Origin of the sequence: Brevibacterium sp. 50QC2O2 (assembly GCF_024580675.1) — a bacterium.
Lineage (GTDB): Bacteria > Actinomycetota > Actinomycetes > Actinomycetales > Brevibacteriaceae > Brevibacterium > Brevibacterium moorei.
Window position 1 is genome coordinate 76386 of record NZ_JANIJZ010000008.1, and the last position, 24375, is coordinate 100760.

The window sequence follows — 24375 nt, forward strand, 5'->3', positions numbered from 1 at the left end:
TCCACCCGGATCCGAAAGGCTAGAGATGTTCAAGTTCCTCGTTGTCGGCTGTGGTGGTTCGGGTGGAGAGACCCTGGCCCGGCTGATGGACCACCTGAAGTCCGAACTCCTGCCCTATGGCTTCGACAGCCTGCCCGCCGGCTGGCAGTTCGTCCACGTGGACGTGCCGGTGGCCGCCGATACCAAGATCAAGGGGATCGGCAATGTCGCCGATCAGGGCGGCCGCTACATCGGAACCGCGCCATCGTCCGGTTCCTATCCGGTCCTGGACAACGCGGTGACCCAGAAGCTCATGCGCACCGGGGACCTGGCGGACTTCGTCACCTGGGCCCCGCGCGATCCACGCAAGGTAACCGTCCCACTGGTCACCGGCGCAGGCCAGATGCGCGCAGTGGGCCGGATCATCACGCTCAACCGGTCGCAGGAGGTGTTCAAGGGCCTGCAATACGCGATCGACCAGCTCAACACCGATGAGGCCACCTCGCAGATGCAGGAGGTCGCGGCCAAGCTGCCGGGTGCGGGCAGCTTCGACCCCGCCTCGCCCACCATGGTCTTCGTCGTATCGTCCATGGCCGGCGGCGCCGGCGCCTCGATGGCCCTGGACGTATGCCGGTTGCTGGCCCAGACCAACGGCGTGCTCTCCAGCCAAACCGGCGTCTTCATGTACACCTCGGATATCTTCCCGGACAACCTGAGCGGGGTGAAGCCCAACGCCCTGGGCATGTTGGGCGAGATCGTCGCGGCCCAGACCACCGCTGCCGAACCGCACGACGTGCGCACGCTCGAGGCGCTGGGCCAGCACGTGAACTCCACGGGCCAGCCGCCCTTCGCACGCGTCTTCCCCGTGAGTAAGTACCAGGGTCTGGAAAGGGCGAGGTTCGGCGACGGCTCGCAGACCGGGTTGTACCGCGGCCTGGCCCGCGGCCTGGCGGCACTCATGGTCTCCGGCCGGGCCTCGGGGAACTTCCAGGCCTTCTACCTGGGCAATCCGTCTTCGGACACCGCGGCCAACGGCACCTATCTGGGGTGGGGCGCGAAGAACCGGCAGGACCTGTCCTGGGGCACATTCGGCTTCGGCCGGCTGTCCCTGGGCCGCGATCGCTACCGGCACTACGCCGCTCAGCGGATGGCCCGGACCGCGGTGGACCGCCTGCGCGAAGGACATCTGCAGGCCGGCAATCAGCAGGGCAGCACCGAACAGCTGCGCGCCCTGGTGGAATCCCAGTGGGATTACTTCCTGCGTGAAATGGGCCTGCCGGACCGCCAGCAGGCGACCACCCCGGCCGGGCTGGTGACGTGGCTGCGTTCCTCGATCGGCCAGGTGCAGACGAACGCCTGGTCCCAGGAGGTCGTGCAGACCTCCGGCTTCGAGGCGAATATGGCACCGGCAACCGGGATGCCGGGCAACCAGTGGCTGGCCGTGATGGCCGGACACATGCAGCGCACCGGCCCGGATATGGGCCAGCGGACCGACCGCGTGGTCTACCGCTGGGCCTTCGACTGGGCGCACACCTTCGAGCGCCGCCTGGCCGGTGCGGTGGAGACCTCGGTGTCGACCTTCGGCCTGCCCTATGCCCGTGAACTGCTCCGCCAGCTCGAATCGTATCTCTCCGGCACCGTGGTTCCGCAGCTGAGCAGCCTGTCCCAGGCGCCTAGGCCCACCCTGAACACCCTGCCCCAGCAGATCAATCAGCAGGTCGGCGCGATGGGTTCGCAGACGCTGAACACCAATGGCCTGATCGAACAGAACCTGGTGCGCATCGTCCATGCCGGGGTGGCGCAGTTGGGCGAGATCGTGGCCAGCGGCTATCTGCAGCAGATCCTGGCCGCAGTGCCCAATGAGGTGCTCAGCCACCTGGGCCGCGCGGTCGAACGCGCGATCGAGTCGCTGGACGTGGGAGTGCGCGAATCCGCTCAGAAGGTCGGCATGTCCACGGTGGAGACCGATATCTACGCAGCCTGGCCATCGGATGACGACAAGCAGGTCCCCGAACGCTTCGCCACCGCCCACAACGAGGTCCTGTTGACCCCGGCAGCGGAGTTCGACGGCCTCTACACCGAACATCTTCCCCGATCCATCCCGGACGTGCCGCAGGGCCAGGTGGTGGCCCTGGAGAATGCGAAGACCCTGACCGCGGGCTATGTCATCTCCGGGCGGTGGAAGACCGCCGAGGGCGCCAAGGCACCCGGCGGCCTGCTGGGGGTCTCCAGCGACTGGCAGCCGGCGGTGCTCCCGCTGAACCCGCATACGGGGGAACGCCTGACGCCCAAGGTGCCCGCCTACGAACTGCACATCGGGCCCGCGGAGCTGCGCCAGCGCGCCCTGAAGTTCATCAACCGGCCCAATGAGGTCTTCGACGACTACTGCTCACTGTCGCTGGAGAACTACGTGCTGGGCAACGACAGCGTGTCCCCGGTCGAGGTCGACCGGCGCCGGTCCGATCTGCGCTCGAAGTTCCGGCAGACGCTCACCCGTGCCCTGCCACTGGGCAGCGTGCATCCGGACGTAGTCTCCCAGGTCCACACGGATAAGAGCGTGGACTACCGCTACACCTTCTCCGCTGTGCCCTTCGGCTCCGACCAGGCGCTGGCCGACGACCTGCAGAAGGCGCTGGCGGACAAGTCATCGGTGTCCAGGGAGACCGAGGAGATCTTCTCCAATGCGGTGGCCTCCGGGCAGGACGCCAGCGGCATCACCCACATCGACGTGTTCGGCAGCTTCGGCAATCTGTCCCCGCTGGTCTTCGACGGGATCCTGCAACCGGTGTCCACCGCCTGGTCCCAGGCCAGCTCGCCCGGCCTGCGTCGCGAGTTCTGGGAGTTCAGGAGGGCCCGACCGCTGCCGGCGTCCCTGCCGATGGCGGACGCCGAGCGGTGTGCGATGATCGCCGGCTGGTATGTGGCCCAGCTGACCGGACAGCTGCAGATCCCCGATCAGCGCAATCTCAACCGGCCCGTGCAGATCTACGACCGGGAGACCGGCCAGTGGCTGTCCTTCCCCAATCCGCTGCTGACCCCACCGGCGGAGTTCGTCGGCCAGAGCTTCGACTGGCTGCCCGCGGTGTTGGAATCGGTGCTGTTGGCGATCAGCAACGCCCATCAGACCCCGGTGCTGTCCTCCCTGAAGCCCTACCGGGTGTTGCGAGGGATCTTCGACAACACCCCGGAGGAGCCGCGCTCGGGCCTGTTGACACTGGCCGCCCGCGACCAGCTGGCGGACTGGCTGCGCACCGGCGAGACCCCCTCGGGGATGCCCAGCCGGGCACAGGCCCCCACCCTGGAGGAGCGCTACCGCAATGCCGGGCAGTTCCTGGAGACCGTGCAGGGATTCGCCGCGGGCAAACTGGACCAGGGCCATCCGGGCGGCGCCGTGGTGGCCGTGGCCAATCGGGCACAGGGCGCGCTCACGCCGATCTTCTGCGATCTGGTCCCGGACATCGTCCAGGTCACCCAGGGGCTGCTGGGAGTCCTCGAGGAGGCCAAGGCCGATGCCGAGGCCGCCGAATCCGGTTCCCAGCCGGGCGGCGCCTGGAACATGCCCGAAGGACTCGAGGGGCCGTTCTGATGAGCACCGACAACGATCTGACACTCATCGTCGCACCCGCGGCCCTGCTGGGGGTGCGCGAGACCCTGCGCGACTGGTCCGCCGGCGGCCTGGTCTCCGACTTCGTCTGGGTTCCGGCCGAGGCGCAGAACGGCCAGTGGCCGGCCTTCGGGATCAGCGCCGGGCGCAAGGACCTGGTCCAGGTGTCCCGCCTGGCCGGCCTGCGCCAGTACCGGACCATTCGCGTGGTGGCCCTGACCCGCGCCGTGGACGGGGAGTTCTCCCTGGTCACCCGGGTCGGAGACGAACTGCGCTGGCTGGCGGCCCAGGAATTCGGCGGGACCGCCGTCGAGGCCCTGCGCGTGCTCTATGCCGAGGAGGCAGCCGAGGAATCCGTCGACCTGGGGTCCTCCAGCGGCTGGGTCGACGCGATCGTCGCAGCCAGCGACTCCCGCGGGCCCGGGATCGGCGCGGGCCCCGTGGACGCCGCGGCGCCGCGGGAGGTCTATCCGCACCTGGCCAGCCAGCTCGCCGCGCTCGCGGCCCTGTACACGGGGGTGGAGGCCTCGGCCCTGGACGAAGTCCCCGCTGCCGCCACCGGCTACCGGGCCCGGCTGTCGCGCTCCTTCTACCGCGGAGTGGATGCCACCGCCGTTGAGGACGGTCTGCACGATCGCCTGTTCGACGTCTCCGAGGGCTATCCGCTGCCCAATGAGAGCGGGAACCTAAGCGTCGCGGTGGAGAACGAACAGGCCGCCGTGGACCAGGCGTCGAGCGCGCTGTGGCGCAAACACTCCTGGGTGCTCGCACGCAACCGGGTGGCCCCCCAGGTGCCGGACCAGGAGAAGATCACCGCGGGCGCGGCACTGAAGTACTTCTTCCAATTCCTGTTCGCGGCCCTGCGCGGGGCACCGGCGAACTGGGCCAAGGCCCTGCTGCGCTCGGGCAAGGCGGCCGTCGCCCAAACGGTTCAGCGCGCGGTGTTCGGCAGCGGGGACTCCGCCTATTCGGTGGTCGTCGACGGGATCGACGCCAATGGCAATCCCGCTCACTGGCAGGACGCCGTGCAGGCGGCGGAGAACCTCGAACAGCGGCTGACCGGCAACGGCCAGACCCAGCACCGGGACCTCTCGGAGCTGTGGCGCGGTTACACCAACACCACCTTCACCATGCTCGACGCCCAGACCCGCGGGCAGGACCTGCAGCCGCTCTACGCGGGCACCAGGACCGCCGTGGTGCGCGGGCCCAGCGCACTGGCCGGCGACCCGGCGCAGCCCTTCCGCCTGCAGGGCGCGACCGCCGGACTGCTGGGCGCCCGGACGGTCCAGCCTGCTGACATCCTGCAGGCCAATGAGCTGGGCAACCAGATCCAGCAGCTGGCGCTGGGCTCCGGGGTGTCCTCGGATGCGGCCGGGCAGTTCAGCGATATGACCGAGTGGTTCAATACGAACCGGGCCAGCTTCACCAACCGGGTGGGCGAACCGCTGGCCACCGCCTTGGACGAGGTCAAGGCCGAGGTCGCCGAACGCCTGCGCTCCTTCCGCCGGCCCGCCTCCGATGACGACGGCGGCGCCTGGGAACTGGGGGAGACGAACCGCATCGCCCGGGTCAAGATGCGCATCCTGACCGGGGTGATGACATCCGTCGCACTGCTGTTCGGGCTGCTGTCCTTCATCGGGGTCTTCGCCTGGTGGCTCTTCGCGATCCTGTTCGCCCTGAGCGTCCTGGGCTGGCTGGGCGGGGCGCTCATACAGTTCCTGAACACCCGCCGCGCCCTGTTCGCGATCATGCACCGGAACTCCCAAGCCGATGCCCAGGCGGAGGCGGATCGGCAGAACCTGGCCGCGGCCCTGGGGGACCTGTCGCGCCTGGGCGACGCCTACGGCCAATACCTGCGCTGGGCCGATCTGGTGGGCGCCTTCGTCCACCGCCCCTTCGGCCCCGCCCGGCCCCGGACCGCCAAGGTCGAGGGTGGCTTCGACGATCTGCCGCTGAACGCGGGGGTGGCCTCCTTCGTGGTCGACCGTCCCGCCGTCGAATCCGCCGTCGCCACCCTGCGCGCGGAGATGTTCCCCGTCGGGTGGTTGGACGCCCAGTGGCGGACCTTCCTGGGCCGCACCGTCGAACGCGCGGGCCTGGGCGATCCGGTACTCGCCGAGGACGCGGGCCGGTTGTTCCACGAGACCTCCTATTCCGAGGTCAGCAGCCTGGGGCGGGTCGCGCAGTGCGCGCTGACCGAGGACACCGATCCGGTGCTCAGCGCCGGCTGGTGGGCCAACGCCGGACAGCGCTTGGCGAATCCGCGCCTGGACCAGGTCAGGTCCACCCTGCTGCGCACCGTGTCCCTGAGTGGGAACCTGGGCCGGCAGCCCACCGAGGACTTCATCGGCGCCGTCGGCACGCCCACCGGCTCCGACTACAGCCGGCCGGAGATGCTCGACGATTCCGTGCTGACGGACGCCGGGGCCAGCGCGGACCTGCACCGGCTGGCCGAGGACGGCGAATTCATGCGCAGTGTGGTCACCGGACTGGGTCGCGTCGTCGTGCACACGCAGCTCTCGCAGCCGCTGGGGCCCGACGATCTGCGCTTCGCCCAGCACGTCGAGGACATGCCCGAGTGGGCCGCCGACAGCGCCTGGGCGCTCAACCCGCTGGGCGATCCCGGCAGCCATGTGGGCGACTACCCGGAAGTGGCACAGAGCCGTCCCGCGGCCCCGCCGGTGAACCCCGCGGCCGCGCCCGATGCCCCCGCGGAGCCGCCCGCCGCACCTCCCGCGGGGCCTCCCAACGATCCGCCCGCCGCACCTCCAGCCGGGCCCCGGGCCCCCGGCGGTGGGGAGTACGACAACCCGTTCGGGGACATGCCCTTCTAGCGTGGACAGCCAGCACCCCGTGAAATCCGTCGCCAGCCGAAGCGTGAGGACTCAAGCCAGATGACCAACGAAGACCAGAACCCCGGCGCCCCGTTCCTGCCCCCGCCGCTGCGCCCCATGGCGCCCGCGAACCAGGGCCGGTCGGATGAGTCCGAGCCCGGTGGTCCCGCAGCCCCGGCCGCCCCGCAGCCCTCGGTACCACCGCAGTCCCCGGCACAGTCGCAGTCGCCGGCACCGTCGCAGGCAGCGGCCGAATCCGAGGACTCGGAAACACCGGCAGCGCAACCGCCGGCGCCGCGCGCCCCGGCCTTCCCGGTCCTGCCCCCGGCCATGCCACCGGCGGGCCCAGGCGGCGGGACTTCGGCCGCCGGCTCCACGACCACCGATTCCGGGACCCCGGCGGCGGATTCCGGCTCTGCCGGCCCGAGCTCTGACGCTCCCACCCCACAGGGTGCTCTGCCGGACGCGCAACTGGCCGGGCTGGCCCTGTCGGTCTACCGCTACGGCGAGTCCGAGGGCGAACCGGCCGCGGCCTCGGTCACGGTCGACGCCGCCGGGGCGACGCAGCTGCACTGGCCGCTGCGTGGGGAACCCGGACTCTACCGGGTGGTGCGCGGGGACGGGACGAGGCCGCACAATCCCGAGGACTTCGCCCAGGTGGCCCGGACCGCCTCGGCCGCGGCCGTCGACGCCGAAGAGCCCAGGGCCGCCGTGCGCTACTTCCAAGTGTGGTTCTACCCCGGCGCCACCGCGGACCAGATCTGCACCGCCCAACCGGTGCTCCACGCACAGGCCAGGCAGGTCGTCGGCGTGCGCGACGCCCACCTCGACGTCGATGCGCCCAATGTGGTGGGCCGCTGGACCGTCCTGCCCGGCACGGTGGGCGTCCACGTCTACCGTTCGCGCCCGGACCGGGCCGCGAGCGCGGCCGGTGATCCGCGCTACCGGATCGCCGGTGCCGGTGCCAATCGCGGTGGCTTCAACGACGCGGACACCACCCCGGGCGAACGCTACGTCTACCAGATCATGGCCCAGGTGACCGCCGACGGGCAGTCCGTCATGTCCGATCCGCTGCGCGTGGACATCGAGATGCCGGTGACGCTGTCGCCGGTGACCGACCTGGAGTACCAGGCCGCGGAATCCGGCGGTCGGTCCTTCGATCTGCTGTGGACCCCGCCGCGCTTCGGCCGGGTGGAGATCTACCGCACGCTCGACGAACCGGTGGAGGGCTTCACCGACGCCTCGATCGACGAGGGCCGGCTGGCCGCCGGCGGTGGACTGCAGCCGGAGGACCGGTTGTCCTATCCCGTCGAGGAACTGCCCGACGGACGCCATGTGATGCGCTCGGTGCCCTGGCCCGCCGGCTGGACCCGCGCCTACTTCACCCCGGTCGCCCTGCACGGCGGCCAGGCCAGGGTGGGCAGGGTGATCGGCGGCGTGAGCGTCGACCCGGTGACCGACACCCGGTTGGTGGAGCGGGTGGGCAGGCGCCACATCGGCTTCGCCTGGCCCGAGGGCGCCGACGTGGTGCGCGTCTACGAGGCCCTTTCCGGCACCCCGGTGGAGAACGTGCTGGCGCAGCCGGCGAAGATCGAGATCGACAAGTCCCAGTACCTGGATCGTGGTTCCCTGACGATCGAGGGTTATGCCGGGCAGGCCGCGCTGACCTACTACCTGGTCTCCGGGGTGTTCTCCGGCGGCGAGGTCATCTGCTCGGCGCCCGTGGCCCTGGAGTGCCCGCCGGTGACCGTGCTGGGCTACGAGGTCTCGCACACGGGGCTGAGCGCCTCGGGTGCCTGGCAGGTGTTCGTGCGGGTACTGGCACAGGTGGAGATCGCCCGGTCCCTGCGCTTCGCGGTGGTCTACAACGAGGACAGGATGCCGCTGCACATCGACGACGGTGTGCAGGTGACGCTGTTCAACCCGGACGAGGGCAATCAGCCCACCGGCCGGCTGCACCTGAACCGGATCCCGGCCCCGGGCTCCGCACACATCCCGTACTGCTGGTTCTCCACGCCGGCCTTCACCCAGGCGCCAGGCGGGTTCATCCGGCTGTTCGCCGATCTGCCGGCCGAGGACCTGCAGTCGGTGGCGCTGCTCGACCCCGATGTGATGGACCTCGACCTCTACGTGGCCGGGATGAACCTGTTCCGGCAGCAGCAGGGCGGCCCCGGTGCTCCGGGTCCCGGCGGCCCCGGGATGGGCACTGGCCCCGGTAGCGCCCCCGGCGGTTCCATGGGCCCGGGCAACGGGGGCTACAGATGAGCCGCTTCGCCCAGATCACCTATGCCTCCCTGCCCCGGACTGATGGGACCGGTGGCGGCCAGCGGATCAAGGACACAGCGGGCTCGCCCGAGGAGGCCGAACTGCGCCTGATGCAGCGCAATGTCGTCGACGGCCTCGATTACCACGCGGTGCTGCCGCGCACCGCTGCGGATGCCGCGGCGATCCCCGCGCGGCTGCGCTACCGGGCCGCCACCGATGCGGTACCCGCCATCTGGGCCTATGGCTCGCACGCCGGGGCAGACCCCTACGGGCGCCCCGAGAACGTCTACAGTCATGTGATCGTCGACCGGATCGGCGGCGGGGATCTGCGCCCGATCGACATGTGGTTCTCCGGCTGTTTCGCCCGGCCCTTCGGGATCGAGGCGATCCTGAGCACCCCGGCACCGGTTGAGCCCGCGCCCGGCCTGGGCGCCGACGGCTATGCCCTGGCGGCCGGGGCCCTGTCCGCCGAGGGCTACCGGGAACAGCTGCTGGCCGCGGCCGATGCCCTGGCCCGGGTCCGCGCCGATGCCATGGCCGGAGGTAGTGCGGCCGGTTCAAGCGGGGCAACCGGGGGCTCCGCCTGCGGCACCCGGCTGGTCCTGGTGACCGACCGGCAGGACTGGGCCGCCACGATCATCGCCGCGCTGAGCTACACGATGGTGCCCGCCGCCGCGGCGCAGATCTCCTTCAGCCTGTACGCCAGGGCCCATGAGCTCGACGGCGACGGCCTGCGCGGAGTCGACATCGTCACGCTGCCCGAAGCCGACCTGCCGGCCCTGGCCGAACGCTCCGATGTGCTGGTGCTCGGCGACGGGGTCCTGCCCCAGCGCGGCCCCGCCGGCGAACACCTTTCCAGCGGCCTGCCGCCCATCCCCGCGACCGCCTATTCCGCGCTGCTGGAACAGGCCCTGGCCGCCGGGCCAGGCGAACTGCGGGGCCTGCTCGGCGGGCTCACCGACCTGGGCCACGAGGTCCCGGCCGGAGCCGCGCCCGCGCCGGCCTGGGGACTGGCCGTGCTGCTGGCCGAACACCAGGCCGGTGCGGCCCCGGCCCCGGTCACCCGGGTGCTGTCCGCGGCCGTGCCCGCCGGAGCCGTGCACGTCCCGCGCCTGCACGCGGTCCACCTGGCCGCCGTGCGCACGAGCTGTGGGACCACCATCGCCGAGGCACAGTCCGCCCCGCCGACGGCGGATCCGGGACTGCGCCCGGTGCGCGACGAGGTACTGCTCGAACGGGTCCTCGACGATCCGCTGTGGCTGTTCGCCCACGAGGCGCCCGCCCTGGGCTTCGACGCCTGGCGCAGCCTGGAGACCGGTCTGCTGCAGGCCGCCCTCGAGGCGATCCAAAGGCTCGGCGAGACGGTGGAGACCATGGCAGGCGGCCGGGATGCCGCCGCCGGCGTGTTCCGCCTGGCCGGCCTCATCGTCGACTCCGGCGTGGCCGGCCTGTGCGCTGTGGCGGATCCGGACGGCGCCCCACTGCCGGAGGCACCGGATACGACCGCCGAGGCCGTCGATGCGCTGCAGGGGCAACTCGTCTACCTGCTGAGCATGCCCCAGGCGGTGCGGACCGCGGGCTCCGGCTCCGGAGACCTGCAGCACCTGGCGCCGTTCTCCGCCCGCCTGGCGAACTTCGTGACCGCCGCGCTGAGCGATTTCGTGTCCCACCACCTGCAGACCGCCTCGGCCGAGGCCGGAATCGCCGTGCCCGGCGGGGTCGTCGCCCAGGTGGCGCCTGCCATGACCGAGCGCCTGCTGTCCCACGGCCTGCCCGCCGCCGCCGAGGCCGCGATCACCGGGCCCGCGGACGAATTCGACCCGGTCTCGGCGAACCTGGCCATCCTGGCCCTGGACCGCGGAATGTCCACCGAGCTGATCGGGGACTTCCTGGTCCGTCTGGCCCTGCGCGGGCGGGCGGTCTCGGGCCTGCCCGATGAGCGCCGCTCCGTCTACCCTCTGCTGCCCGGCTGGGTGCGCGATCGGGTGGCCCGGCTGGACATCGACGCCGCGGCCCTGGCCCGCTGCGAATCCGAGGCCCCAGGCTGGCTGCCCACCGAGGTGCTGCTGGCCCGGCTCAACCGGCTGCCGTTCGACGAGGCCCTGGCCGGGGTCTGCACCCTGGTCTGCCGGACCCGCCGGCAGTCGCGCGCAGCGGTCTTCGCCCGCCTGCTGCTGACCGCCTACGGACACCCAGCCCCCGGCTTCGACCCGCGCTGGTCGTTGCCCATCCTGGCCGAGGTCCACGGCCTGGTGACCCCGCCCCACACCAGTGCCCACACGGCGGCCCTGGCACCCGAGCTGGCGGCCTGGCTGGCCTCGGCGGCCTGCGGGCGGCTGAGTGCGGAACTGGGCCGGATCGCCTCGGCCGACGATGCCGATGCCGCCCGGAACCTCCTGCACGGGCGCTTCCCGCAGCTTTCGGACGAGGCCCTGGCCACCCTGGCGGCGGCACTGCCCGCCGGTCCGGCCGATGGGGGATCCGCCCGGATCATCGAGACCCTGGGATACCAGAGCGCCGCCGCCCACGTGGAGGGTCTCGGGATCCTCTCGGCCCTGGGGCTGCTGGCCACAGACCTCGACCCCGGCCTGCTCAGCGGCACCGAATACGCGCTGCTCCACGCTCCGGGCGACCCCATCGGACGGGCCCTGGCGGCACTGGCCGCCAGCGTGCCCGCCGCCACGCTCGACGACAGCTTCACCGCCATCGCCCAGGCCGCCGACGATATCGCCTATACGCGGCAGGAGGCCGCGAAGGACGCGATCAAGGCGGCCAAGAAGGAACGCCGCACCATCCGCCGCAAGGACACGGACCAGGCGGTCAAGACGGTGCGCTCGCTGCTGGAGACCGCCGGTGCCAGGCAGGCTGCCGCCGTTGCACCACCCCGTCCCGTAGAAAGGCCCATGCCATGACCGTTTTCATGCTCGAGAGGGGCAACCAGGTCAGGATCAGGGCCGGCCGGTTGACCCTGACGGCCGGGCTGCCCACCCCCGCAGCACAGCTGCGGGTGACCGACCCCGCGGGGGCTCCGGTGCAGATGCACGCGCCGACCCCCGGAGTGGTCGTGCTGCCCCAGGTGGCCGGCGGCCTGCGGGTCGGGCTGGTCGATCCGGCCGGGGAGTTCCCCGTGGGCTCACGGGTGCACCTGAAATTGGAGAGCGAACCCGACGGCGCGGCCGGCGACTCCGTCCACCTCGCCGAGGCGATCGACGTCAGCGGGGTGACGAGTGCAGACCTCATCACAGCAGACCTCATCGGCGCCGAGCTCGTGATCTCGCTGGCCGCCGTGCCGGTCAGCCACGGGACGCTGACCGATCTGGCCTCCCGCGCCAGGGCCGAGGTCCGCGCCCAGTCGCAGGACGCCCCGGTGGATCCCTGCCAGGTGGCGATCGTCGTCGACGGTTCCGAATCCTTCGCAGCAGTCCCCGGCCTCGATCGGGTCCTCGAGATCCTCTCCGGGGTGGCCAGCGTGGTCTCCGACGGTCGGCCCGTCCAGGCGGCCCTGGCCTCGGGCCGGGTCGATGCCGTGCCCGTGACCGATCTGGCGGCGCTGCCGGCCGATGTGCTCGCCGCCCGGCGGGCCCAGGCGCCCCACTCGATCTTCGCCGCCGAGCCGGCGGTGGCCGCGAGCCTGCCGGGGGCTGCCGCCGGCGTGGTCTACATCGTCTCCGATGCCCCGCCGGCCGACCATGCGGAACTGGCGGCAGCCCGCCGGGCCGACGGGATCGTGCGGCATCCGGTGGTGCTCGAGGCCCCACGGTCCTGGGCGGTGGAGAGCCAGGGGCTGGATCTGCCCGACGGCGCCACCGTCGTCGACCTGCCCGACTACGACGCCCAGGCCGAGTCCGGGCGCGCACAGATGCTGCGCGAGATCGTCGGCTCCCTGCTCGACGCGGTCCGCGCGGTGGGCCGTCCCCCCGCAGCAGGCCCGGCGGCCGGCGGTACTTCGGCCGCCGGAGGGCCGGACGGAGGGTCCGGCCGATGGGATGGCGCAGCCGAACAGGCAACCGGCCCCGGTGAGGGCACGAGAAGAGGAGCACACTGATGTCGAAATGCCCACTGTGCTGCACCGAGGTGCCGCAGTCCCAGTACATGTGGACCCTGACCGGCCCCGGCCTGGAGTCGGTTGTCGACCCGGTGCTGACCTCGTACTACGGGCGCGAGCGCTCCTACGCCGGGTTGTTCCCCGTGGCCGCAGGCCCCGGGGGTGCCGATCCGAGCCCGCACGTGCGCTCGATGGTCGAATCGAATCCGGAGGTTCCCGCCGGGGTGGCACCCGGCGTCGAGGTCTGCCCCCACTGCCACTATCCGCTGCCGCGCGGCTGGCGCGAGGCCGATGTGCGCATCGTCGCGCTGTGCGGGGCGCCGGCCTCGGGCAAGAGCCTCTACATCGCCACCGTGATCAAAACGCTCAAGACCTGGTTGGCGGAGCAGGGCGGCAGCCTGCGCCCGGCCGACGGGGTGACGGCGAAGAACTACGGCGACCGCTATGAGAAGCCGCTGTTCAAGGAGATGGGCCTGATGCAGGCGACCCGGCGCTCCGACGCCGGCGGTGACGGCAGCTCGCTGTACCAGCTGGATCCGCTGATCTTCTCCATCAGTGCCCCCGGCGACCCGCGCCCCCGGTTCCTGGTGCTGCGCGATGTCGCGGGCGAGGAGATGGAGTTCCTGCCGGAGGACACCACCCACCTGCGCTTCATGGCGCACGCGGATACGGTCCTGTTCATGTTCGATCCGCTGTCGGTCGATGCGATCGAACGCCGGCTGCGCGGCCTGGTGCCCCCGCGCAAGGCCAAACCCGGCAACCCCGAACGGGTGCTGGACAACCTGCTCATGATGATCGGCGGGGAGCACACGGGCGCGGCCAGGGCCTATCCGCCCCGGCTGGGCATCGCCCTGTCGAAGTTCGATGTGCTCCAACAGCTGGCCGGGGTCAACGACCGCGGTTGGAGCCGGATGATGTCGAACGCCGGGGCCGGTTTCATGCGCGAGACCTCGCACCCGGGCGGGCAGTACGATCTGCGCGACGGGAATCTGCTGACGATCGAGGCCCGCAGCCTGTTGGACCATATGGGCGCCGAGGCGATCGTCAACAAGGTCGAACATCCCCACGGTGGGATGGCTATGCCCTATCGGTACTTCGTCGTGTCCGCACTGGGGGACTCCCCGCAGGGCGGCAATGTCTCCAAACGCGGGATCTCGCCCTTCCGGGTGCTCGATCCGCTGATCTACGCCATGTCGGGCAACTGAGGAAGAGGGCAGGGGAATGAGTCCGATCGTCTTCGACATCGCCCGCGATGCGCTGGGCAAACTGATCATGGTGCTGCTCCTGGTGCACCTGCTGATGGCGGTCCCCGTCGGTCTGCAGCTGGACCGTCTGGCAGGGGGCAGTCGGGTGCTCAACCTGGTCCTGGCGATCGTGGTGCCGGTGCTGGGAGTGGTCATCGTCGGGGTCCTGGCCCTGGTCCAGTCGATCAAACGGGTGGGCGCCGAACTCCAGATGCGGCCGGCCGGGACCGGGGATCCGGGACGGGCCGCCAAGGATGTGGCCGGCAAGGTGATGGCGGGTCTGGGTGCGCTGCCCGCACTGGCCGGGGGAGTCCTCGGCCTGTTCCTGACCTGGCTGAAACTGCCATGGGATCCCGAACCCCTGGAGCTGGGGGCCGCGGATCTGGGCCTGCGGGGAGCGCTCGCTCTGGCGGTGTTCTGCGCCCTGGTGGGGCTGGTGGTGACCCTGTCGGGGTCCGCGCGCTGGGGCAATGTCCTCACCCTGTGGGCCTCCGGCCTGCTGCTGGGGCCGGTGCTGGTCCTGCTGGTCGCCGTTTCGGTGATCAAGGGCAATGTGGAGCGCGCGAGTGAACTGCTGCGCTCGGTGCTGGAGAACGCACAGGGCGCAATCGACCAGGTAGCGGATCAGGCCGCGGCCGGAGGCTCCTCCACCGGGGGCGGTGCGGGGTCCGGCACAGCCGCCGGGGGCTCGGGCATTCAGCTGCCCGACACCGAACAGCTCACCGCCCATCTGCAGGGGATGAGCCTGGGCGCGGGCTGGTGGGTTGTGCTGATCCTCGGCGCCCTGGCCTATGTGTGGGCCTTCGTCGTCGTCTTCCTCCTGGGCTCGGCAGCCGGGGCCACCGGCGCCAGGGGCGGGAATTCGGCCCGTGGCGCCGGACGCGGTGGTCGTGGCGGGTCCGGCGCGGATGCCGGAGCCGGAGCGAACCTCGGGAGCGCCGGCACGGCCTATCCCGGTTCCGCCGGGAGCGCCTATCCGGGCTCTGGTTATCCGGGCACAGGGTCGCAGCCCGGTGGGTTCCCCGGCGCGGGCTCCCAGCCCGGTGGCTACCCGGGTGGTGGCTCAGGCGGGCAGCCCGGTGGGTTCCCCGGCGGCTATCCCGGTTCGCAGCCCGGCGGCGGATTCCTGGGAGGCCCGGTCGCGGCGCCGGGTGGGCAATGGCCCAGCCCGCCGCCCCAGGTGGGTTCGGGGCCCAATGTGCCGGGGAGCGCCGGCGGCCAGGGTTATCCCGGTTCGGGCCGACCCCCGGGCTGGTAGAACTCCGGCATCGCAAGCGCAGATTCACAACGCATGCGGATATACCCGCGTGCGTTGTGATTCTGCGCTTGCGCTGCTTTGCGGGGTCGGTTTCCGGGCTCAGCCGTTCATCTTCGTGGCGCCCTTTTCCCCATGGGTGGTGGAGATGAGCTTGGCGAAGCAGTGGTCCTTGTCCAGCCCCAGCGCATCGCACTTGTCCAGTGCGCCGGAGGCCGAATCGTAGGGCTCGTTGATGACGACCACGTAGTAGCCCTTGAGCTTGAAGGTGCTGAAGTCGTCGGAGTCCATCATCAGCACATTGCCGTAGGTGCGTTGGAGCTCCTGGTACTCGTCCAGGATGTCCGCGTATTCCCAGGTCTTGCCGTCGGCGTAGAGCTTGTTCTTCTTACTGGAGATCTGCGCGACCCATTTGCCCTCGAGCCGGTCCTTGGCCTGCGCTGTGCCCTCCTTGGCCGAACGCTCCAGTTGGGAGAAGGCGTCGGTGGCTCCGCCGTCGGCATTCGCATCCTGGCCGTCGTCCCCGGCTCCTCCTGCCGGAGCGCCGTTCGAGGGGTTATCGGCCGGTGCCGGTTCATCCGCCGGGTTCGAGGCCCCTCCCGGGGTGTCATCGCCGGGTGCGGCGCTGGCCTGCGGGCTGGGCGGGGCGGCTGTGACGGTGCTCGGGTCGTCCCTGCCCAGGAGGACATAGGCCAGGCCGCCGGCCGCTGCTAGCACCAGGACCGAGGCCCCGGCGATCAGGCCGATCAACAGCCCCCTGCGTTTGGGTTTGGCCGGGGGATTCGGTTGCGGGCCCGCCTGGGGGTTCGGCTGGGATGAAAGCTGTGGATCCCCCTGGGACCAGGGGCCCTGTTCCCGCCCTGGCGCGGTGAAAGGCGAGCCTGGGCCGGCGTATACATCGGGCCGGGCCGCGTCCTGCCAGTTCGGCAGACCGCCCTGCGGGCCCTGGCCCCAGGCCGGCGCCGCCTGCTGGGGTTGAGAACCCGGCTGGGGCTGTGCGCCCGGCTGCGGCTGCGCGCCCGGGGTGGGGTGGGTGTTGGGCTGGGGCGGGGTACCGGGGGGATTTCCCGTGGCGTTCGGGCTCTGGGTGGAGTACTGGTCTGCGGCGGGGGTTGCCCTGCGGATCCTCACGGGTCGTCTGGGGTCGGCGGGATCCTGCTGGGATCCGCCGGAATCGGGCCGGGGATGTTCGCTGCTCACCCCTTCAGAATCTCATGCGGGCCCTACTCGGGCAAGGGACCCCGATGCCGGAAGTACTCGAGATCACAATCCCGGGTTGCGGCCGCCGCTTGGCGTAGGGCCGGTGAATCGCCTAGACTAGGGGAGTTAGTGCGCCGTAAGGCGTATGTGCTCACCCCGCGCAGCACACAGCTTGGCCGTCTCTCACCGGCCTTCGGCTTCCGCGCTGGTGAGACATCTCGCGTGTGCCGTCTGGTGCGGTGCGCGCGAACACAACCCATCACCGGGTACGAATACAACACCGTAGTGTTCCAGTGCTGCGGTCGGATGCAGCGGGGTTCAGGCCCTGCTGCGAAGGCCTGCGGTATGAGGAGATGCTCTGGCTGTCCGTCGGGACATAAGACCGGTCCTCCGTGTGGAATCGCCCGGTGAAGAACATGTGTAGATGTCTCCGGTGAGTCGTGGCGGCGCCCTGCGTTTCCGCGATACACCGGCAGAAGTGAACTGGAGGAGAGAAATGGCATCGGTATGCCAGGTAACCGGGCAGGTTCCCGGTTTCGGACACAGTGTGTCCCACTCGCACCGTCGCAACAAGCGTCGGTTCAACCCGAACATCCAGCGTAAGCGCTACTTCGTGCCCTCGCTGCGTCGTTCGATCACCCTGAACGTGTCCACCAAGGGCATCAAGATCATCGATCAGCGCGGAATCGACGCTGTCGTCACCGACCTCATCGCGAAGGGTGTGAAGTTCTGATGGCGAAGTCCCAGGAAGTACGCCCGATCATCAAGCTGAAGTCGACCGCCGGCACCGGGTACACCTACGTGACCCGCAAGAACCGCCGCAACAACCCGGATCGCATCGTGCTGAAGAAGTACGATCCGAAGATCCGCAAGCACGTCGATTTCCGAGAGGAGCGCTGAGCACATATGGCAAAGAAGTCCAAGATCGCACGTGATAAGCAGCGTCGCGTCATCGTCGAGCGCTACGCCGAAAAGCGCCTGGAGCTGAAGAAGCAGCTCATCGCACCGGAGAGCACCGACGAGCAGCGCGAAGAGGCTCGTCTGGCCCTGCAGAAGCTGCCCCGCAATGCTTCGCCGGTTCGCCTGCGCAACCGCGACCAGGTCGATGGCCGCCCCCGCGGCTACCTGCGCAAGTTCGGTCTGTCGCGCGTTCGCTTCCGCGAAATGGCGCACAATGGCGAACTCCCAGGCATCACCAAGTCGAGCTGGTAGTCTCTAAGACGCATATCAGGGCTGTGCTAGCAGTCCAGGACCCTATGTCCTAAAGGAGGACAACCTATGGCTAAGAACCGCAGCGAACTCGTTGCCGAAGTTGCCGAGAACACCGGTCTGACCCAGAAGCAGGTCTCCGACGTTCTCGATGGCGTCTTCGACTCCTTCTCGAAGGTCGTCGCCGCCGGCGAGAAGCTCACGATCCCGGGCTGGCTGTCCGTCGAGCGCACCGAGCGTGCCGCTCGCAAGGGCCGCAACCCGCAGACCGGTGAGGAAATCCAGATCGCCGCCGGCTACTCCGTGAAGCTGTCGGCAGGTTCCAAGCTCAAGGCAGCCGCTGGCACCCCCAACAAGTGATCTGAGCGGATCACACCGATCCGATCGCTAGGGCTCAGGGCCCCGGCCTCCCCACGAGGGAGACCGGGGCCCTGAGTCGTTTCCGGGGCGTTTTCCGGCGGGGTTGCCCCTGCTGTTTCCGGAGCCCTGCGGTCCTGGGGCCCGTCGTCGCCGGGGCCGAGGCCGGGCACGGTCCCGCGGGCGCCTCGGCGTCGGGCCCACATCGCATGCGCTTACCTGCAACACATGCGCATATACACGCATGTGTTGCAGGTTTGCGCATGCGATGCGGCGGGTCACCACGCCGCCCCAACCAGGATGCCCCGATGCAACGTCGTGGCACGGGCCTTCGTGTATCATTAGTTATAGTCAAGCAGACATTAACAAGGATCCCGGGATGGGCGCCGACACGATGGGCGCACCGCACCGGGATCTCATCCGGGAGTGACGAACACGCAGATGAATCGCACGCAGTTCCTCAACGTCAGCGAACGACAGGCGGTGGCTCCGCCCCTGGCCGTGTCCACGGTCGTGTTCGCGCTGCGCCCGGACGATGCGGCAGCTGACGGCGGCGGGCAGCGGATCTGGCTGCCCCTGGTCAGGCGGACCCGCGAACCCTACCGTGGTCAGTGGGCGCTGCCGGGCGGTCCGCTGCGCGGGGACACCAGCCTGCGCACGGCTGCGGCCCACACCCTGCGCGCCACCACCGGTCTGGCACCCACCCTGCTCGAACAGCTCTACACCTTCGGCGGGACCGATCGGGGAATCGGCCTGCGGACCGTCTCCGTCGTCTACTGGGCCCTGGTGCGCTTCGCGGAGACCGACCCCGATCTGGTAGAGGACCCCAATGTCGCCTGGTTCCCCGCCGACGATCCCGCGGTGATCGGCGCGCTGGCCTTCGACCATCAGCGGATCGTCGAATACGCCCTGGCCCGGTTGCGCTCCAAGGTGTCCTATGCCGACGTCGCCGACCGGATGCTGCCCGACACCTTCACCCTGGCCCAGCTGCGCCAGGTCTACGAGGCCATCGGCGGGGAACGCCTCGACCCGGCCAATTTCCGCCGCACCATTCTTTCGCGCGGTGTCGTCGAGGACACCGGTCAGGTGCTCACGGGCGTGCGCAACCGCCCGCCGCGCCTGTATCGCGCGAAGACCAGCCCGGATCATGATCCGGTCCCGGACCCGGAAGGGGAAATCCAATGACCAGTATTACCCTCACCCTCGGCCGCCCCGGCCAATCCTCCTGCGACTCCAAACTGCGCAACGCCCCATGGGACATCGACCGCGCACCCGGCTACGGTCCGGGCGCCTCGGCCGGCGACCACATCCCCGGCGCCGCCCCGCGCCAGGGCGAGATCCCGGCCGAGTACCGGCAGGCCTCGGAGGCGGACCTACACGCCCGGATCCGCGCGGCCAAGGCGACGTTGGGCGATCGGGCGGTGGTGTTGGGCCACTTCTACCAGCGCGACGAGATCGTCGACCACGCCGACTACGTGGGCGATTCCTTCCAGCTGGCCAATGCCGCCCTGGAACACCCGGAGGCCGAGGCGATCGTGTTCTGCGGGGTGCACTTCATGGCCGAAACCGCCGACATCCTCTCCGGTGACGACCAGGCGGTGATCCTGCCGAACCTGGCCGCCGGCTGCTCCATGGCCGATATGGCCAATGAGGACGACGTCGAGGCCTGCTGGGATCAGCTGACGGAGCTCTACGGCACCGAACCGGACGCCGCGGGCCGCGTTCCCGTCATCCCCGTGACCTATATGAACTGCTCGGCCGCGCTCAAGGGCTTCGTGGGGCGCAACGGCGGCTATGTGTGCACCTCGAGCAATGCCGCGACCGTGCTGGAGCGCGCCTTCGCCGAGGGCCAGCGCGTGCTGTTCTTCCCCGATCAGCACCTGGGCCGCAACACCGCATCGGCGATGGGCATCGGCCTGGACCGGATGCCGCTGTGGAAGCCCCGCCAGGTCCTGGGCGGGAACACCGAGGAGCAGCTGCACGAGGCCCAGGTGATCCTGTGGAACGGCTTCTGCTCCGTGCACCGCCGTTTCACCACCGAGCAGATCGCCCAGGCCCGCGCCCAGTTCCCCGATGTCCAGGTCGTCGTCCATCCCGAATGCCCACTGCCGGTCGTCCAGGCCGCCGATGTATCGGGCTCGACCGACGTGATCCGCCGGGTGGTGGAAAATGCCGAGCCCGGCGCGGTGATCGCCATCGGCACGGAGATCAACCTGGTCAACCGGCTGGCCGCGCAGCACCCGGACAAGACGATCTTCTGCCTGGACCCCGTGGTCTGCCCCTGCTCCACCATGTACCGCATCCACCCCGGGTACCTGGCCTGGGTGCTCGAATCCCTGGTCGCAGGCGAGGTCGTCAACCGGATCGAGGTCCCCGCCGAGGTCGCGGGCAACGCCAAGGTGGCGCTGGACCGGATGCTGGCGGCGAAGCCGAAATGAGCGCGCAGCCCTACTCGGCCGAGCTGCCCGCCTCGGTGGACCTGCTGATCGCCGGCGGGGGAGCCGCCGGCCTATCCGCCGCTCTCGCGGGGGTCGGGCTGGGGTTGAGTGTGCTCCTGCTGGACGCGCACGATTTCGCTTCGAGCGCCTCTGTGCAGGCCCAGGGCGGGTTCTCCGCGGTCACCGCACAGGGGATCGCGGCGGGGGATTCTGTGGCCGGGCACGCCGCGGACACCCTGGACGCCGGCGCCGGACACGGCGATCCCGCCGTGGTCGCGCGGATCTGCGCGGCGGCCGCCGCCCACGTCGCGACCTTGGAATCCTGGGGTACCGCCTGGGACCGCCGTACCGACGGCGGTTACGCCCTGACCCGCGAGGCCGCGCACCGGGCCGATCGTATCCTGCACTGCGGGGGAGACGCCTCGGGCGCGGGGATCGTCGCGGCACTGCGGGCGCGCGCCGGGCAGGTGGTGGCACGGACCACGCACGAGGCCACCGGAGCCGGCCGGGGCCGCCTGCACATGGCGGCGGACGCCCGGGTGACCGGCCTGCTCGAGGACTCCGGCGCCGTGGTGGGCGCCAGGGTCGCGGTCGGCGGTGAGCCACAGAGTGTGGCCGGGGGCGCGGACTGCGGTGCGGCCTCGGCCCGCACGATCCGAGCCGGGGCCGTCCTGCTGGCCACCGGCGGGATCAACGGGATCTACGGCAAGCGGACCAGCCGCTGGGCCAATGACCCGACGGCCCTGGCACTGGCCTGGGACGCCGGCGCGCTCTTCGCCGATGTCGAAATGGTGCAGTTCCACCCGACCTTCGCCCCCGATGCGGACTTCATGATCTCCGAGGTGCTGCGCGGGGAGGGCGCGGTGCTGCGCGATGCCACGGGTGCGCGCTTCATGCCGGCCCTGGATCCCCGCGCGGAACTGGCCGGACGCGACATCGTGGCCCGTGGGGTGGCCGCGGCCATCCGGGACACCGGCGGCGCCTGGTTGGACGCCTCGCCGATCGTTGCGTCCCACGGCACGGACTTCCTGGCCCGGCGCTTCCCGACGATCACCGCACAACTGGCGCGCGCCGGCCTGGACCTGGAGGCCGCGCCCGTGCGCGTGATGCCGGCCGAGCACTACTGGATGGGCGGGATCGCCGTCGACGGGCACACCCGCTCCAGTGTGCCGGGCCTGCTGGTGGCCGGTGAGGCGAGTCGGACGGGCTTGCACGGGGCGAACCGGCTGGCCTCGAATTCCCTGCTCGAGGCCGTGCACACGGGGCTGGCGGCCGCCGCCTGCGTGGCGGCGGGCCGGGCGGGGGAGCCCGGGCGGATCCGGTTGGGCTATGAACTGCCGGTCGAGCCGGCCGGCCGGCTGTCGGGAGGACTATCCGGCGGGCAGCCCGAGGCCGGCGGACCGGTCTCGACAGCGCAGGCTCCTACCCCTGCCGCTGTGACCGAGCGAGTGCGACTCAGCGCCGATGAGCACCTCGGCGTTTCACGTGAAGCACGGGGCCTGGCCGCGGCCGGACGCGAACTATCGGGGCTCTTGGCGCAGCACCCGGGACATCCGGCGGCGCTCATGGCCTCGGTGATCGCCGCAGGAGCCCAGGCGCGCACCGATTCCCTCGGCACCCATCTGCGCACCGATGCGGTGGGGCCCGCCAAGCCGGGGCACACGAGTGTGGCGGTCAGCCGCCGGCCCGGCGCCCTGGGGCTGTGCGTTCCGTCAGCCGGCGCTGCCCGGGTCGATCCGGGACCGGCGTTCGACCCAGCGCGTTCCCCGTACGACCTGGCGGCCTCATGAACAGCGAACCGGAAACCACCGAACCGGAGACCACCGCAGCGCGGCAGTCGACACAGCCCGCCGAGCCCACCACACCGACCGGGCCGGTGAACCTGGACTGCGCCGCCACCCAGGCAGTGCGTCCCGAGGTGCTGTCGGCGATCTGGCCGCTGCTCAGCGAGCAGTTCGGCAATCCCGCCAGCCACCACGAGGCCGGCGAACAGGCAGCCCGCGCCCTCGACTGGGCCCGCTCCCTGGCCGCCGGGACCCTGGGGACCCGACCGGGGCGGATCGTGTTCACCTCGGGCGGGACAGAATCGAACTCCCTGGCCCTGCACGGCACCCTGCTGGCCCGGCGCCGCGGCGGGCACGTGCTGGTCTCCGCGATCGAACACCCATCGGTACTGCAGACCGCACAACAGCTGCAGCGCTGGCACGGGGCCGAGGTCGAAACCGTTCCGGTGGGGATGAACGGCATCGTCGATCCAGCCGAGGTCGCAGCACTGCTGCGCCCGGACACCTGTCTGGTCGCGGTGATGGCCGTGAACAACGAGGTCGGCACCATCCAACCGATCCAGGAGATCGCCGAGCTGGTCCATGGCGCGGGCGCCCGGCTGCACGTCGACGCGGTCCAGGCCGGCTCCTGGCTGGACCTGCGCCCCTTGGCGCGGGTCGCGGACACCCTGAGCGTTTCCGGACACAAACTGGGCGGGATCAAGGGAGCCGGGCTGTTGGCCCTGGGCCGCGGTGTCGTACTCGAACCGTTCATGGACGGCGGCGGGCAGGAGGACGGGATCCGCTCGGGCACCGTCAACGTGCCCGGCTGCGTGTCCACCGCGCTCGCCCTGCATCTGGCCCAGCAGGAGGCTCTGGCCTACCAGGCGGGGGAGGAGCTGCCGTGTGGCCGGGAACCGGGCCGGCGGCTGGTCCAGGCGGTGCTCACAGGTCTGGGGGACCTCGGCGTCGCGGCCCGGCTGTCCGGCGACCCGGAGAGCCGGGTGCCCGGCACGGTGTCCTTCGTCTTCCCCGGCCTGCACGCCGAGGCCGTGCTGCTGGAGTTGGGGCGCCACGGGGTGCTGGCCTCGTCCGGTTCGGCCTGTGCGGCCGGGTCGACGGAACCGTCGGCCGTGCTCACCGCGCTGGGCTGGGATCCGGTGGAGGCCCTGGGCGCGCTGCGCCTGTCGTTCTCCCCGCACACCCCTGCGGCGGTGCTGGACTATGCGGCGCGCGCCGTCATCGAGTCCGTTGCGGCGGTCGCCGACCTGGGTCGGTAGACCGCCGGCTCAGCACCAGCCAGGCGATGCAGCCCACGTAGGGCACGAAGAGGATGACAAGACACCAGGCGAGCCGTCGCAATGCGGTGATGTCCTTGAAACGGGCCAGGGAGACCAGAGCCCAGACCAGCAGGGCCACGGATGCCAGGGAGAGCGCATACAGCCGAAATCGCCGGCGGTGGGTACGAGGGGATTGCCTGCGTCGTCCATGGGGCCTCTTCGGGGTGGGGTCGGTATGGCTCGGGTCGAGTCGGTTCGGCTCGGAGGAGGATTCGCCTCCAGTATAGGTCAATGGTGCGTCATGGGAAATTCCCGGCCGGGCGCCAGGATGCCCCGCTGATACGATCGCAGGGTGAGCAGTCCTGAGAGGCACAGTCCCGAAAGGCGCGGCACGCCCCCGCGCGTGAACGACCCCGTCGACGCCGCGATCGTCCGGGAGGTCAGCGCAAATGCGCGCGCGACTCTGGGGCATATCTCCGAGGCCGTCGGCCTGTCCGTGTCCGCCGTTCAGTCGCGCCTGCGCCGGCTGGAGTCGACGGGCGTGATCGCGGGCTACCACGCGACCCTGGACGCCGAGGCGATCGGCCGGCCGCTGGCCGCGTTCGTCGAGATCACACCGCTGGACCCCGCCCAGCCCGACGACGCCCCGGAGAAGCTCGAACACATCGAGAGCATCGAGGCCTGTCATTCGATCGCCGGCGACGCCGCCTACCTGTTGCAGGTGCGGGTTGCCACCCCGCGGGACCTGGAGACCCTGGTCAACCAGATCAGGCAGGTGGCCCAGGTCAATACGCGCACCACCGTGGTCCTGCAGACCTACTATGAGGGCCGCGCGATTCCCCCGGTCATCTGAGAGCCCAAGGTGGTTATGGGCCACCCATTCATGGCATGACAGGAAAAAT

Annotated in this window: 18 protein-coding genes; 16 read left to right on the top strand and 2 right to left on the bottom strand. The window is 70.6% G+C overall.

Annotated features, from left to right (window positions below; genetic code table 11):
- The first annotated feature begins 25 nt into the window (after positions 1 to 25).
- From NQ038_RS08290 to NQ038_RS08320, 7 genes are read left to right on the top strand one after another with little or no spacing between them, the layout of a single operon-like run.
- Positions 26 to 3565, top strand: a complete 3540-nt coding sequence (locus tag NQ038_RS08290) for a tubulin-like doman-containing protein (RefSeq protein ID WP_257062383.1) — start codon at positions 26 to 28, stop codon at positions 3563 to 3565.
- The gene (locus NQ038_RS08295) at positions 3565 to 6417 is read left to right on the top strand and encodes a hypothetical protein (protein WP_257062384.1); all 2853 of its coding nucleotides are present in this window, start codon (positions 3565 to 3567) and stop codon (positions 6415 to 6417) included. Before NQ038_RS08290 ends, NQ038_RS08295 begins: the two co-directional genes overlap by 1 nt.
- A gap of 60 nt (positions 6418 to 6477) precedes the next feature.
- Positions 6478 to 8682 (top strand): hypothetical protein, encoded by a 2205-nt coding sequence (locus NQ038_RS08300; RefSeq protein WP_257062385.1) that lies wholly within the window; start codon positions 6478 to 6480, stop codon positions 8680 to 8682.
- Complete coding sequence (locus tag NQ038_RS08305) at positions 8679 to 11594, top strand: hypothetical protein (protein ID WP_257062386.1); 2916 nt, start codon at positions 8679 to 8681, stop codon at positions 11592 to 11594. The genes NQ038_RS08300 and NQ038_RS08305 overlap by 4 nt, the downstream gene beginning before the upstream one ends.
- Entirely contained in the window at positions 11591 to 12727 is a 1137-nt protein-coding gene (locus NQ038_RS08310) for a hypothetical protein (protein ID WP_257062387.1), read from the top strand. Before NQ038_RS08305 ends, NQ038_RS08310 begins: the two co-directional genes overlap by 4 nt.
- Positions 12727 to 13932 carry a hypothetical protein gene (locus tag NQ038_RS08315; RefSeq protein ID WP_257049094.1) on the top strand — a complete coding sequence of 402 codons (1206 nt, stop codon included), beginning with the start codon at positions 12727 to 12729 and terminating at the stop codon, positions 13930 to 13932. Before NQ038_RS08310 ends, NQ038_RS08315 begins: the two co-directional genes overlap by 1 nt.
- Positions 13933 to 13948: 16 nt before the next feature.
- The gene (locus tag NQ038_RS08320; protein WP_257062389.1) at positions 13949 to 15229 is read left to right on the top strand and encodes a hypothetical protein; all 1281 of its coding nucleotides are present in this window, start codon (positions 13949 to 13951) and stop codon (positions 15227 to 15229) included.
- Between the two features lie 99 nt (positions 15230 to 15328).
- On the opposite strand, the gene NQ038_RS08325 is transcribed toward NQ038_RS08320, so the two are convergent.
- Entirely contained in the window at positions 15329 to 16426 is a 1098-nt protein-coding gene (locus tag NQ038_RS08325; RefSeq protein WP_257062390.1) for a hypothetical protein, read from the bottom strand.
- 496 nt (positions 16427 to 16922) lie between these two features.
- Here NQ038_RS08325 and rpmB point away from each other — a divergent pair, with 496 nt between their 5' ends.
- The 8 genes from rpmB (at position 16923) to NQ038_RS08365 (ending at position 23473) form a co-directional block, all read left to right on the top strand.
- On the top strand, positions 16923 to 17159 hold the full coding sequence (gene rpmB / locus NQ038_RS08330; RefSeq protein ID WP_257049098.1) for a 50S ribosomal protein L28: 237 nt from the start codon (positions 16923 to 16925) through the stop codon (positions 17157 to 17159).
- Entirely contained in the window at positions 17156 to 17326 is a 171-nt protein-coding gene (gene rpmG, locus NQ038_RS08335; protein WP_373456796.1) for a 50S ribosomal protein L33, read from the top strand. The genes rpmB and rpmG overlap by 4 nt, the downstream gene beginning before the upstream one ends.
- Before the next feature lie 6 nt (positions 17327 to 17332).
- Positions 17333 to 17638, top strand: coding sequence for a 30S ribosomal protein S14 (rpsN, locus tag NQ038_RS08340; RefSeq protein ID WP_257049102.1), 306 nt, complete (start codon positions 17333 to 17335; stop codon positions 17636 to 17638).
- A gap of 66 nt (positions 17639 to 17704) precedes the next feature.
- Positions 17705 to 17995, top strand: a complete 291-nt coding sequence (locus NQ038_RS08345; RefSeq protein WP_257049103.1) for an HU family DNA-binding protein — start codon at positions 17705 to 17707, stop codon at positions 17993 to 17995.
- A 438-nt stretch (positions 17996 to 18433) separates the two neighbouring features.
- Positions 18434 to 19177, top strand: coding sequence for an NUDIX domain-containing protein (locus NQ038_RS08350; protein ID WP_257049117.1), 744 nt, complete (start codon positions 18434 to 18436; stop codon positions 19175 to 19177).
- Complete coding sequence (gene nadA, locus NQ038_RS08355; protein ID WP_257062391.1) at positions 19174 to 20430, top strand: quinolinate synthase NadA; 1257 nt, start codon at positions 19174 to 19176, stop codon at positions 20428 to 20430. Before NQ038_RS08350 ends, nadA begins: the two co-directional genes overlap by 4 nt.
- A complete protein-coding gene (locus NQ038_RS08360; protein ID WP_257062392.1) occupies positions 20427 to 22220 on the top strand; it encodes an FAD-binding protein in 1794 nt (597 codons plus the stop codon). The genes nadA and NQ038_RS08360 overlap by 4 nt, the downstream gene beginning before the upstream one ends.
- Positions 22217 to 23473 carry a cysteine desulfurase family protein gene (locus tag NQ038_RS08365; RefSeq protein WP_257062393.1) on the top strand — a complete coding sequence of 419 codons (1257 nt, stop codon included), beginning with the start codon at positions 22217 to 22219 and terminating at the stop codon, positions 23471 to 23473. The genes NQ038_RS08360 and NQ038_RS08365 overlap by 4 nt, the downstream gene beginning before the upstream one ends.
- Here NQ038_RS08365 and NQ038_RS15630 read toward each other — a convergent pair.
- A complete protein-coding gene (locus NQ038_RS15630) occupies positions 23433 to 23945 on the bottom strand; it encodes a PLD nuclease N-terminal domain-containing protein (RefSeq protein WP_373456794.1) in 513 nt (170 codons plus the stop codon). The genes NQ038_RS08365 and NQ038_RS15630 overlap by 41 nt on opposite strands.
- Here NQ038_RS15630 and NQ038_RS08370 point away from each other — a divergent pair.
- Entirely contained in the window at positions 23877 to 24326 is a 450-nt protein-coding gene (locus NQ038_RS08370) for an Lrp/AsnC family transcriptional regulator (RefSeq protein WP_257049118.1), read from the top strand. The two genes, NQ038_RS15630 and NQ038_RS08370, sit on opposite strands and share 69 nt — an antisense overlap.
- Positions 24327 to 24375: the final 49 nt, after the last annotated feature.